At 73.4% G+C, this 11,159-nt stretch carries 14 protein-coding genes and 1 pseudogene; 11 read left to right on the forward strand and 4 right to left on the reverse strand.

What is annotated here, in order from left to right:
- From KBY19_RS34265 to KBY19_RS34285, 5 genes are all read left to right on the forward strand, one after another.
- Window positions 1-1,546: Sua5/YciO/YrdC/YwlC family protein (locus KBY19_RS34265; RefSeq protein ID WP_210967400.1), on the forward strand; the 1,546-nt coding region annotated here is incomplete at its 5' end.
- Between the two features lie 24 nt (window positions 1,547-1,570).
- The gene (locus tag KBY19_RS34270; RefSeq protein WP_099885391.1) at window positions 1,571-1,876 is read left to right on the forward strand and encodes a HypC/HybG/HupF family hydrogenase formation chaperone; all 306 of its coding nucleotides are present in this window, start codon (window positions 1,571-1,573) and stop codon (window positions 1,874-1,876) included.
- Window positions 1,873-2,997 (forward strand): hydrogenase formation protein HypD, encoded by a 1,125-nt coding sequence (hypD, locus tag KBY19_RS34275; RefSeq protein WP_185018605.1) that lies wholly within the window; start codon window positions 1,873-1,875, stop codon window positions 2,995-2,997. Before KBY19_RS34270 ends, hypD begins: the two co-directional genes overlap by 4 nt.
- Before the next feature lie 71 nt (window positions 2,998-3,068).
- Window positions 3,069-4,151 carry a hydrogenase expression/formation protein HypE gene (gene hypE / locus KBY19_RS34280; protein WP_307842277.1) on the forward strand — a complete coding sequence of 361 codons (1,083 nt, stop codon included), beginning with the start codon at window positions 3,069-3,071 and terminating at the stop codon, window positions 4,149-4,151.
- Between the two features lie 50 nt (window positions 4,152-4,201).
- Complete coding sequence (locus tag KBY19_RS34285; RefSeq protein WP_210967401.1) at window positions 4,202-5,884, forward strand: enoyl-CoA hydratase-related protein; 1,683 nt, start codon at window positions 4,202-4,204, stop codon at window positions 5,882-5,884.
- A gap of 150 nt (window positions 5,885-6,034) precedes the next feature.
- On the opposite strand, the gene KBY19_RS34290 is transcribed toward KBY19_RS34285, so the two are convergent.
- Window positions 6,035-6,271: a chaplin gene (locus KBY19_RS34290; protein ID WP_185018603.1), complete on the reverse strand. Its 237-nt coding sequence runs from the start codon at window positions 6,269-6,271 to the stop codon at window positions 6,035-6,037.
- Between the two features lie 402 nt (window positions 6,272-6,673).
- On the opposite strand from KBY19_RS34290, the gene KBY19_RS34295 reads away from it, so the two are divergent.
- Window positions 6,674-6,877 carry a hypothetical protein gene (locus KBY19_RS34295; protein WP_099885387.1) on the forward strand — a complete coding sequence of 68 codons (204 nt, stop codon included), beginning with the start codon at window positions 6,674-6,676 and terminating at the stop codon, window positions 6,875-6,877.
- A gap of 165 nt (window positions 6,878-7,042) precedes the next feature.
- On the opposite strand, the gene rpsN is transcribed toward KBY19_RS34295, so the two are convergent.
- Entirely contained in the window at window positions 7,043-7,348 is a 306-nt protein-coding gene (gene rpsN / locus KBY19_RS34300; RefSeq protein WP_099885386.1) for a 30S ribosomal protein S14, read from the reverse strand.
- Entirely contained in the window at window positions 7,348-7,584 is a 237-nt protein-coding gene (gene rpmB / locus KBY19_RS34305; RefSeq protein ID WP_099885385.1) for a 50S ribosomal protein L28, read from the reverse strand. The genes rpsN and rpmB overlap by 1 nt, the downstream gene beginning before the upstream one ends.
- A gap of 65 nt (window positions 7,585-7,649) precedes the next feature.
- On the opposite strand from rpmB, the gene rpmG reads away from it, so the two are divergent.
- The 5 genes and pseudogenes from rpmG (at window position 7,650) to KBY19_RS34330 (ending at window position 10,076) form a co-directional block, all read left to right on the forward strand.
- The gene (rpmG, locus tag KBY19_RS34310; protein ID WP_099885384.1) at window positions 7,650-7,814 is read left to right on the forward strand and encodes a 50S ribosomal protein L33; all 165 of its coding nucleotides are present in this window, start codon (window positions 7,650-7,652) and stop codon (window positions 7,812-7,814) included.
- A gap of 35 nt (window positions 7,815-7,849) precedes the next feature.
- Window positions 7,850-8,089, forward strand: a pseudogene (locus KBY19_RS34315) (type B 50S ribosomal protein L31); the annotation flags it as partial.
- 77 nt (window positions 8,090-8,166) lie between these two features.
- On the forward strand, window positions 8,167-9,324 hold the full coding sequence (locus KBY19_RS34320; RefSeq protein ID WP_210967402.1) for a GTP-binding protein: 1,158 nt from the start codon (window positions 8,167-8,169) through the stop codon (window positions 9,322-9,324).
- 24 nt (window positions 9,325-9,348) lie between these two features.
- Window positions 9,349-9,585, forward strand: a complete 237-nt coding sequence (rpsR, locus tag KBY19_RS34325) for a 30S ribosomal protein S18 (RefSeq protein ID WP_099885381.1) — start codon at window positions 9,349-9,351, stop codon at window positions 9,583-9,585.
- 32 nt (window positions 9,586-9,617) lie between these two features.
- Window positions 9,618-10,076, forward strand: coding sequence for a nucleotidyltransferase domain-containing protein (locus KBY19_RS34330; protein ID WP_185018600.1), 459 nt, complete (start codon window positions 9,618-9,620; stop codon window positions 10,074-10,076).
- A 28-nt stretch (window positions 10,077-10,104) separates the two neighbouring features.
- On the opposite strand, the gene KBY19_RS34335 is transcribed toward KBY19_RS34330, so the two are convergent.
- Window positions 10,105-11,159: IclR family transcriptional regulator C-terminal domain-containing protein (locus KBY19_RS34335; RefSeq protein WP_210967403.1), on the reverse strand; the 1,055-nt coding region annotated here is incomplete at its 5' end.

The raw sequence follows: 11,159 nt of genomic DNA on the forward strand, positions 1-11,159 counted from the left end.
GCTGACGGGCAGTCGGCGTCCCGTCGTCCTGCTGCGCAAGCGCGTCGACACGGCCGCGTCGGACGGTCCGCCGCTGGCCGCCGCCGTCGCCCCCAAAAGCCCCGACCTGGGCGTCATGCTCCCCTACACCCCGCTGCACCACCTGCTCCTCGGTCTGCCGGGCGACCCTCCCGGGCCCCGGCTCCTGGTACTGACCAGCGGCAACCTGGGCGGCGAGCCCATCGTCACCGGCGAGGAGGAGGCGCTGGAGCGGCTGGCGCACCTCGCGGACGCCTTCCTCGTCCACGACCGGCCCGTCCATGTGCCGTGCGACGACTCGGTGGTGCGGGTGTGCGCGGGCGAGGAGCTGCCGGTGCGCCGCTCGCGCGGGTACGCGCCGCTGCCGCTCACACTGCCGGTGCCGGTACGGCCGGCACTCGCGGTCGGCGGGGATGTGAAGAACGCCTTCTGCCTGGGCGAGGGGCGGCACGCCTGGCTGTCGGCACACATCGGGGACATGGACGACCTGGCCACGCTGGGTGCCTTCGAGCGCGCCGAGAAGCACCTGGAGGACATCACCGCCGTCTCCCCCGGGCTGCTGGTCGCCGACCGGCACCCCGCCTACCGCTCGGCGCGCTGGGCCGAACGGAACGCGGACGGCCGACCGCTGCGCCGCGTCCAGCACCACCACGCCCATATCGCCTCCGTCATGGCCGAGCACGGACTGGACGGCTCCCGTGCCGTGCTCGGCGTCGCCTTCGACGGGACCGGGTACGGCGACGACGGAGCGGTGTGGGGCGGCGAGTTCCTGCTGGCGGACTACGACGGCTTCACCCGGTTCGCGCACCTGCGGTACGCGCCGCTGCCCGGCGGTGACGCCGCGGTACGGCACCCCTACCGGACGGCCCTGGCCCAGCTGTGGGCCGCCGGGCTCGGCTGGGACCCGGACCTGCCGTGCACCGCCTGCTGCTCACCGACCGAACTCCAGGTGCTTGCCCGTCAGTTGGAGCGCGGGCTGCAATGCGTACCGACCTCCAGCATGGGGCGGCTGTTCGACGCCGTGTCCTCGCTGACGGGCATCTGCCACCGCTCGGGATACGAGGCGCAGGCGGCGATGGAGCTGGAGGCGGCCGCGGCGGCCTGCGCCGAGGAGCGGGTGCCCGACTACGACTTCCCGCTGCTGCCCGCGGACGCCGACGGCGTGCGGGTGGCCGATCCCGGCCCGCTGCTGGCCGCCGTGGTCGGCGAGCTGCGCGCGGGCGTCGCGCGGGAGGTGATCGCGGGGCGCTTCCATGCGGCCGTCGCGGCGCTGGTCCGCCGTACCTGTGCGGCGGCGCGCGAGCGGCACGGGGTGGAGACGGTGGCGCTGAGCGGCGGCGTGTTCGCCAACGCCGTGCTGTCCGAGGCCTGTGTGAGCGGTCTGCGCGCGGACGGCTTCTCGGTGCTGCGGCACCGGCTCGTACCGCCCGGGGACGGCGGGCTGGCCCTGGGGCAGCTCATGGTCGCGGCGCGCGTGCCGCGGACCGAAACAATTTCCCCGCCGCCGACCGGTTCCGCGGCGCACTGACCCACCGTCCAACGAGGAGAGGCCATGTGTCTGGCGGTACCCGGCAAGGTCCTGCGGATCGAGGAGCGTGACGGCACCCGGATGGCGTCCGTCGACTTCGGCGGGGTGGTCAAGGAGGTGTGTCTGGAGTACGTGCCCGACCTGCGGGTCGGCGAGTACACGATCGTCCATGTCGGCTTCGCCCTGCAACGGCTGGACGAGGAGTCGGCCCGGCAGACCCTCGAACTGTTCGAGAACCTCGGGCTGCTGGAGGAGGAGTTCGGCGACCCGTGGCAGGCCGCGGAGGACGCGCAGCGCGCCGGCGACGCACAACAGGAGGTGCGGCTGTGAAGTACATCGAGGAGTTCCAGGACCCGCTGCTGGCCGAGCGGCTGCTGGAGGACATCCACGCCACCGTCACCCGGCCCTGGGCGCTGATGGAGGTGTGCGGCGGGCAGACGCACTCCATCATCCGGCACGGCATCGACCAGCTGCTGCCCGAGGAGGTCGAGCTGATCCACGGCCCCGGGTGCCCGGTGTGTGTGACCCCGCTGGAACTGATCGACAAGGCGCTGGAGATCGCGTCCCGGCCCGAGGTGATCTTCTGCTCGTTCGGCGACATGCTGCGGGTACCGGGAACCGGGCGTGACCTCTTCCAGGTCCGCTCGGAGGGCGGTGACGTGCGCGTCGTCTACTCGCCGCTGGACGCGCTCACCCTGGCGCGGGAGAACCCCGACCGGGAGGTCGTCTTCTTCGGCATCGGCTTCGAGACCACGGCCCCGCCCAACGCCATGGCCGTCCACCAGGCGGCGAAGCTGGGGCTGCGCAACTTCAGCCTGCTCGTCTCCCATGTGCGGGTACCACCGGCCATCGAGGCCATCATGCGCGCGCCGGACTGCCGGGTACGCGCCTTCCTGGCGGCCGGGCACGTGTGCAGCGTGATGGGGACCGAGGAGTACCCGGCGCTGGCGGAGCGCCACGAGGTGCCCATCGTCGTCACCGGATTCGAACCGCTGGACATCCTGGAAGGGGTGCGCCGGGCGGTACGGCAGCTGGAGGCGGGCCACCACACGGTCGAGAACGCCTACCCGCGCGCGGTCGTGGCGCAGGGCAACCCGGCGGCCAGGGCGATGCTGGACGAGGTGTTCAGCACCACCGACCGCGGCTGGCGCGGCATCGGCGTCATCCCGGACAGCGGCTGGCGGCTGGCACCCCGCTACCGGGAGTACGACGCGGAGCACCGCTTCAGCGTCGAAGGCATCACCACCCGGGAGCCCGCGGCGTGCCGCAGCGGCGAGGTGCTGCAAGGGCTGCTGAAGCCGCACGAGTGCGAGGCGTTCGGCACCACCTGCACGCCACGCACCCCGCTCGGCGCCACGATGGTCTCCAGCGAGGGTGCCTGCGCCGCCTACTACCTCTACCGCCGGCTCGGCGGAACGACCGACGCACCACTGGAGGCGAGCATCCGTTGACCAGCACCGAGGCCGTCGAGCCGACGGCGGGCGTGAGCACCGAGGACCAGGTGGGCGCCGCCGGAGCGGACGTGGGCGCCCGAGCGGACGCCGAGGTCGATCCCGCGCCGGACCTGTCCGGCTGGAGCTGCCCGGCACCGCTGCGCGGCCGGGAGCGGATCGTCCTGGGGCACGGCGGGGGCGGCGCGCTCTCGGCCGAGCTGATGGAGCATGTCTTCGCACCCGCCTACGGCGGGCGGGCACTCTCCACGCTCGCCGACTCGGCCGCGCTGGAGGTCGACGGCGCCCGGCTGGCGTTCTCCACCGACTCCTTCGTGGTGCGGCCGCTGTTCTTCCCCGGCGGCAGCATCGGCGACCTGGCCGTCAACGGCACCGTCAACGACCTGGCGATGAGCGGGGCGAGACCCGCCTACCTCTCCTGCGGATTCATCCTGGAGGAGGGCGTGGAGCTCGACGTCGTGGCGAGGGTCGCCGAGGCGGTGGGAGCGGCGGCCCGCGCGGCCGGGGTCGAGATCGCCACCGGGGACACCAAGGTGGTGGAGGCGGGACGCGGCGACGGCGTCTATCTGAACACCGCCGGGATCGGTGTGATCCCCCACGGCGTCGACATCCGGCCCCAGCGGGCCGCGCCCGGCGATGTCGTCGTCGTCAGCGGAGCGATCGGCGTGCACGGCGTCGCGGTGCTGAGCCGGCGCGAAGGGCTGGAGTTCGAGGTCGCCGTCGAGAGCGACTGCGCGGCCCTCGGCTCCCTGGTGGCGGACATGCTGGCCGTCACCAGGGAGCTGCACGTCCTGCGCGACCCGACGCGCGGCGGTGTCGCCGCCGCGCTCAACGAGATCGCGACGGCCGCCTCGGTCGGCGTCGTCCTCCAGGAGCGGGCGATCCCGGTACCCGAACAGGTGGCGAGCGCCTGCTCGATGCTGGGGCTCGACCCGATGTACGTGGCGAACGAGGGCAAGCTGCTGGCCTTCGTACCGCGCGCGGAGGCCGACGCCGTGCTCGCCGCGATGCGCGCCCATCCGCTGGGGGCCGAGGCCGCCGTGATCGGCGAGTGCGTCACCGACCATCCGGGCATGGTCGTCGCCCGTACCGGGCTGGGCGGCACCCGGGTCGTGGACCTGCCGCTGGGTGAACAACTGCCCCGAATCTGCTGAGCCGGCACCGACCGGCCGGCACACCGACGAGCCATCACCAGGAGGTCGTGGTGCGGATCCTGCTCATCGCGAGCGCCTTCAACAGTCTGACCCAACGCGTCCAGGCCGAACTGCGGGACGCCCGCCACACCGTCGCGACCGAGGTGGTCAGCGACGGCGAGGAGGTGCGGCGCGCGGTGGACCGGCACGGCCCGGAGCTGGTGGTCGCGCCGATGCTGCGGACACCCGTGCCCGCGGACGTGTGGTCGCGGCTCACCTGCCTGATCGTGCACCCCGGCCCACCCGGGGACCGGGGCCCCTCCTCGCTCGACCGGGCCGTGCACGAGAGCCGCACCCACTGGGGGGTGACGGTGCTGCAGGCCGAGGCGGAGCTGGACGCGGGCGCCGTCTGGGCCTCGGCGGAGTGCACCCTGCCGGAAGGGACGAGCAAGAGCGACCTGTACCGGGGCGAGGTGGCCGACGCGGCGCTCGAAGCGGTCAGGAACGCCGTGGCCCGGTTCGCCGCCGGCGGCTACCGGCCCCGCTCCCAGGACGAGACCGAGCCGTCCGTCAGACCGCGGCTGCGCCAGGCCGAGCGCCGGATCGACTGGCAGACCTTCCGGACGCTGGACGTACTGCGTACCCTGCGCGCCGCCGACTCGCAGCCGGGGGTGCTGGACGAACTGCTGGGCCGGGAGTGGTTCCTGCACGGCGGGCACGCCGAGGACCAGCTGTACGGCACCCCGGGGGAGATCCTCGCCACCCGCGCGGGCGCGATCTGCCGGGCGACGGTCGACGGTGCCGTGTGGATCCCGCAGCTGCGGCCACGCCGCTCCCCCGACGGCCGCCGGACGTTCAAGCTCCCCGCCACGCTGGCGCTGGGCAGCCGGCTCCCAGATGTCCCGGAACGGCCCGCCCCGCTCGAACTCGCGCCCGAGCGGCTGACCCACACCGAGATCCGGTACCAGGAACGCAACGGCGTCGGCTTCGTGCGCTTCTCCTTCCCCGGCGGGGCGATGAGCACGGTGCAGTGCCGGCGGCTGCTGGCCGCCTACCGGTACGCGTGCACCCGGCCCACCCGTGTCGTGGTGCTGGGCGGGGCACGGGACTTCTTCTCCAACGGCATCCATCTGGGCGTCATCGAGGCGGCCCGGGACTCGGCGGCCGAGGGCTGGGCCAACATCCAGGCCATCGACGACGTGGTCGAGGCGGTACTGACCACCACCGACCGGCTGGTGGTGGCCGCGCTGGGCGGCAACGCGGCAGCGGGCGGCGCGATGCTGGCCGCCGCCGCCGACGAGGTGTGGTGCAGGGCGGGCGCGGTCCTCAACCCGCACTACCGGCTCATGGGCCTGCCGGGCTCGGAGTTCTGGACGTACACGCTGCCGCGCCGCGTCGGACCGGAGATCACCGAGGCGCTGATGCGGGACGCCGAGCCGATGAGCGCCGCCACCGCGCGCCGGATCGGACTGGTCGACCGGGTCCTGCCGACCTCGCCGACGGGCTTCGCGCCACGGGTCGTCGAGCTGGCGGCGGCGCTGGCCGAGGACCCGGCCACCCACCAGCGGCTCGCGGTGAAGAAGAGCAACCGCGCCCGCGACGAGGCCACCGAACCGCTGGCCGCCTACCGGGACCGGGAGCTGGCCGCGATGCACCGCGTCCTGTTCGACCCGGCGGCCCCGCACCACGCGCTCCGCGCGGCGTTCCTGCGCAAGGAGCCCGCACCGGCCTGCGGCCCGGCCCTGCGGGGGTAGGTCCGCGCGGGACACGCGACCACGGTGGTGCCGTGCGCACACGAACGCCCCGCCAGAAGGCGGGGCGTTCGTGTGGCAACGCAGAAGAATCCGCGCGAGGAGGCGGGCGGCGGGTCGCGGCCCGCCTCCGGACGCAGCGGCGGAACCGTGTCAGTCGGCGACGCAGGCGTTGCCGAACGCGGGGTTGACGAGCCCGACGATGTTGATGGTGTTGCCGCACAGCTGGACCGGTACGTGCAGCGGGACCTGTACGACGTTGCCGGAGATCACCCCCGGCGAGTGCGAAGCGCCGCCCTGGGCCCCCGAGTCGGCGGCCGCTGCCGTGGCCCCGCCGAGAACGGCGGTGGCGGCAAGACCAGAGGCGGCAACCGCGGTACGGATGCGCATGATGATCCTCCCTTGTTCTATGTGCCAGACCCGCACAAGGGTGCACCTGCCCATGAACCCGGCATTCCGTCGCCACGCCCAACTCCGGGGCCACCCACCCGATCGGGCGAGCCGCGGGCCAACGCCGCACCGCCGCAGCGCCCGTGAACGAGGCGTCGGCGCAGCCACCGGCCGCCCGGCGCCGGCCGTCGGTCGGACGACGAGGAGGACTGCGACGGAGCGGCACCCCGGCCTGGGCGTCGGCCGACGGGCCCGGCCGTTGGGCGACGGCGCCGAAGTGGCGAGGCCCGCCTGAGCCATTCGGGTCCGTTATGCCGTGTCCTTCATATATTGCTCTGTGATGCCCGGCCAGATGGCGACGATGGAGCAGTCCTCGTTCTTCGGACCTTCACGGAGGTTTTCATGCGCACCCTCACGCGCTCCTTTGCCATCGGCCTGGTGACGCTCGGCCTGGCCACGGCCGGCACGGCCTCGGCGGTGGCCGGCGGCCACGGCAAGGTACACAAGGAGATCCACAACAAGAAGGTCGTCGTCAAGATCTCGGACGACGACAACATCATCAACGACTCCGCCATCTTCCAGTTCGGCGGCATGCAGAACGACTGACGACCGCCGGCCGGCCCAGGCCGGCCGACCGCACCCGTGACGGGCGTGGAGAGGCTCACTCCGAACCTCCAAGGACGAGCCTCTCCACGCCGTTTTTCACGCCTTCGAAGCCGCGGTTCTCACGCCTTCGAAGCCACCGCTCCCCGCTCCTCGCTCAGCAGGGCGTCACCAGGACGACTTGGTGACCCCCGGCAGATGACCGGCGTGCGCCTGTTCGCGGAAGCGGACGCGGGAGAGCCCGAAAGTACGCAGATGGCCGCGGGGGCGGCCGTCCACACTGTCCCGGTTGCGCACCCTCGTGGGGCTGGCGTCGCGCGGCTGACGCCGCAACTCCGCCAGCGCCGCGCGCCGTTCGGCGTCGGTCGACGAGGGAGCGCGCAGCATCTCCTTGAGCTCGGCACGGCGGGCCGCGTAGCGCGCCACCGTCGCCCGGCGCTGCTCGTTCTTCGCGATCTTGCTCTTCTTCGCCATCAGACCCTCCCGCCCCGCGCGCGGATCCGGGCCACGGCCCGCTCGACGCCGATCGCGTCCACGGTCTTGATGCCCTTGGTGCTCAACCTCAGCCGTACATAGCGGCCTTCGCTCGGCAGCCAGTAGCGCTTGCGCTGCACATTGGGGTCGAAGCGGCGGGACGTGCGCCGGTGGGAGTGGGAGACGGTCTTGCCGAAGCGCGGTTGCGCCCCGGTGAGCTGGCAGTGGGCCGACACGGGTGTTACCTACCTCTCGCTGGGCTCAATTGGAAATGATTTCCATTACCAATATAGTGTCCGCCATGGCTCGCAACGAACTACGCCCCCTCGTCAAGCTCCGCTCAACCGCGGGCACCGGCTACACCTACGTGACCCGCAAGAACCGGCGGAACGACCCCGACCGGCTGACCCTGCGCAAATACGACCCGCGCGCCCGCCGCCACGTCGACTTCCGCGAAGAGCGCTGAGACAGCTCCAGAGATCCGAGGGAGAGGCACCCGAGATGAAGCCTGGAACCCACCCCGCGTACGGCCCTGTGGTCTTCCGCGACAAGAGCGCCGACTACGCCTTCCTGACCCGCTCGACGCTCACCAGCGAGCGGACCGTCCAGTGGGAGGACGGCAACACCTACCCCGTCGTCGACGTGGAGATCTCCTCGCGCAGCCACCCCTTCTACACCGGCACCGCCCGCGTCGTGGACAGCGCCGGACGCGTCGAGCGGTTCGAGCGCCGCTACGGCCGTTCCGGCACCGAGCGCCGCGCCGGACGGGACGGACACGACGGGCAGGACGGACACGACGGGCGGGACGGAGCGGAACGATGACGACCGACAAGAAGCGCCCCCAGCTGCCCGTCGTCCTCGTCGCGGGCATGCACGCCGACGCGCGCCGCCGCGTCGTCGACCGGCTCCTGGCCGACGTGCCCGGCAGCGTGGCACTCCACCACGACCTGGCATCCGCTGCCGACGGCACCGTGACACGCACCGTGCGCGACGCCACGGGCGAGGTCTCGCGCGGTGCGGCGCCCCTGGTCAACGACTGCGCCTGCTGCGCACTGCGCGAGGACCTGATGCCGGAGCTGCTCCGGCTGGCCGGGAGCGCGCGGCTCGCCGTCGTCGAACTGTGGGACTCCGTCGAGCCCATGGCGATGGCCGAGGCCGTCGCCGCGCACGGCGGGCACACGGTCGGACCGACCAATGTGATCACCGCGGTCGACCCGGCACTGGTGCTGCCCTGCCTGGCCAACGGTGACGACCTCACCGAGGCCGGACTCGCCGCGGCCGCCACCGACCAGCGCACCGTCGCGGACACCCTGGCCCGGCAACTGGAGTACGCGCCCGTGCTCGCCCTCGTCGACGAGGACGAGGCCGACGACGAGGACCGGGCACTGCTCACCCAACTCCATCCCACGGCACGGCAGGTGCCGCTCGACTCGCCGGAGCTGGCCCGGCTCGCCTTCGCGGGCTTCGACGTCGAGACCGCCGCGGCGGCCCAGCACCCCTCGTGCGCGCTGCTGCCCCAAGAGGCCGACGAGGCGGGCGTGGCCACCCTCGTCTGGCGCGGCCGCCGGCCCTTCCACCCGGGCCGGCTCTACCACGCCCTGGAGGACCTGACCTGCGCGGCGGCGCGCAGCCGCGGCAGATTCTGGCTCGCCGACCGGCCCGACACCCTGCTGGGCTGGGACGCCGCCGGAGGGGCCCTCAGCGTGGAGACCGCGGGGCCCTGGCTGGCCTCCCTCCCGGACGCCGCCTGGGATCTGGTGCCGCCCATGCGCCGGGCCGCCGCCTCCCTGGACTGGCACCCCCGGCACGGCGACCGCTGCCAGCACCTGGTCTTCATCTCGCCCGGCCTGGACCGCGAGGGACTCACCCAGTTGCTGGAGAGCTGTCTGCTCACCGACGCGGAGTACGCCGCCGGACGCGAGGCCTGGAAGCGCTTCCCGGCCGCCTTCGACGACCTCCTCTCCCCCGTCTCCTGACACCCACCACACCAAGGAGCACCCATGCCCCGCCGCAACTCCGACCGCAAGCAGCAGCGCCCCCGTCCCAACCCGCTGGACGTGGCAGGCATCACCTACATCGACTACAAGGACACCGATCTGCTGCGGAAGTTCATCTCCGACCGCGGCAAGATCCGCAGCCGCCGCGTCACCCGCGTCACCTCGCAGCAGCAGCGCCAACTCGCCACCGCCATCAAGAACGCCCGCGAGATGGCCCTCCTCCCCTACGCAAGCCGCTGACCCCGACACCCCACCCGCCCTACGCTGCCGCTGTGACCACACCCCACCTCTCCCTGGGCCCGCCCCTCCCCGCCGCCCGCGCAACCGAGATCCGGACCCTCGTCACCCGCACCACCCGCTGGGTGTCCGACCGCGCGGACGTCACCGGGCTGTTGCTCGTGGGTTCCTGTGCGCGGGGGGACGCCCGCCCGGGCTCCGATGTGGACCTGGTCCTCCTCACCACCGAACCCGAGGCGTACCACGGTGCCCCCTGGGCACGGCAGCTCGGGCTGCTGGTCCCGGTGCGCAGTCAGCCGTGGGGCGCCGTCGTCGAGAAGCGGTTCGCGACTCCGTCCGGGCTCGAGGTGGAGTTCGCTGTCGGAGCCCCCTCGTGGGCAGGAACCGACCCGGTCGACCCGGGCACCCGCGGGGTGGTGAACGACGGGGCACTCGTGCTGCACGATCCGGCGGGTGTGCTGGCCCGGCTGGTCGAGGTCTGCCGGGGCGGGTGAGGCCGTCGGGCGGCGGGGGTGCGTGGTGTCAGGGCACGGCCGTCGGGTGGTGTTCGGTGGCGGCTGCCAGGTCGGTTTCGATGCGGCGGGCCGTGGCACGGAGTTCGGGGAGCACCGTGTGGCGGAGGTCCTCGGGGGTGCGGTGGGCGGCGTGGGCGGCGACGTTGAGGGCGGCGACCACACGGCCGGCACGGTCGCGCAGCGGTACGGCGACGGAGCGCAGTCCGTCCTCCAGCTCCTGGTCGACCAGGGCGTACCCGTGCCGCCGTACGGCGTCCACGGCCGCGGTCAACTCGGGCAGGCCGGTGAGGGTGCGGCGGGTCAGCGGGACCGGGGCGGAGTGCGCCAGCCGGTCCGCGGCCCGGGCCGGCGGCAGGCCCGCCAGCAGGACACGGCCCATCGCGGCGGCGTACGCGGGCAGCCGGGTGCCCACCCCGAGGTCCACGCCCATGACGCGGGTGGCGGCGACCCGGGCCACATAGCGGATGTCCGTGCCGTCGAGCACGGCGATCGATGCGGAGTCGTGCACTCGGCGCACCAGGTCGGCCAGGTGCGGGGTCGCCAGCCGTTCGAAGGTGAGCCCCGCCTGTGCGGCATGTCCCAGCTCCAGCACGCGCGGCAGCGGCGTGAAGCGGCTCTCCTCGCTCCCCGTACCGACGTAGCCCAGATTCCGCAGCGCGTGCAGGAGGCGCCGCGCGGTCGCCCGCGACAACCCGGTGGCCGCCGCGACCTGGGAGAGCGTCATACCGCCGGGCACGCGCAGTGCGGCCAGGACGGCGAGACCCCGGGCCAGCGACTGGAGGAAGTCCGGGCCCAGTTCGTCCTTGGCGGCACGCAGCACCGCGGCGTCGGTGAGGGTCGGCGCGGCAGTCGCGGGTGACATCGGCGTCGGCGGTGGCGGCCCCTGCGCGGCGGGGGGTGCGGCGGGGGCGGCCAACCGTTCGCTCATGGCCGCGGCGCGGGCCCGCAGCCGGGGGAGGGCGTGCGCGGTGAGGCTGTCGGCCGTATGGCGGCTGGTGTGGCTGACGACGCTCACGGCACAGACCACCGTGCCGTGCGGTCCGTGGACGGGCAGCGCGACGG

Source organism: Streptomyces sp. B15, assembly GCF_018070605.1.
Lineage (GTDB): Bacteria > Actinomycetota > Actinomycetes > Streptomycetales > Streptomycetaceae > Streptomyces > Streptomyces smyrnaeus.

What these genes read in the sequence shown, in the direction of transcription:
- rpsN (WP_099885386.1), bottom strand. Translation starts at nt 7,348, where the DNA reads ATGGCGAAGAAGAGCAAGATCGCGAAGAACGAGCAGCGCCGGGCGACG.
- KBY19_RS34320 (WP_210967402.1), top strand. Translation starts at nt 8,167, where the DNA reads ATGACGACCGACAAGAAGCGCCCCCAGCTGCCCGTCGTCCTCGTCGCG.
- KBY19_RS34270 (WP_099885391.1), top strand. Translation starts at nt 1,571, where the DNA reads ATGTGTCTGGCGGTACCCGGCAAGGTCCTGCGGATCGAGGAGCGTGAC.
- rpsR (WP_099885381.1), top strand. Translation starts at nt 9,349, where the DNA reads ATGCCCCGCCGCAACTCCGACCGCAAGCAGCAGCGCCCCCGTCCCAAC.
- KBY19_RS34295 (WP_099885387.1), top strand. Translation starts at nt 6,674, where the DNA reads ATGCGCACCCTCACGCGCTCCTTTGCCATCGGCCTGGTGACGCTCGGC.
- rpmG (WP_099885384.1), top strand. Translation starts at nt 7,650, where the DNA reads ATGGCTCGCAACGAACTACGCCCCCTCGTCAAGCTCCGCTCAACCGCG.
- KBY19_RS34290 (WP_185018603.1), bottom strand. Translation starts at nt 6,271, where the DNA reads ATGCGCATCCGTACCGCGGTTGCCGCCTCTGGTCTTGCCGCCACCGCC.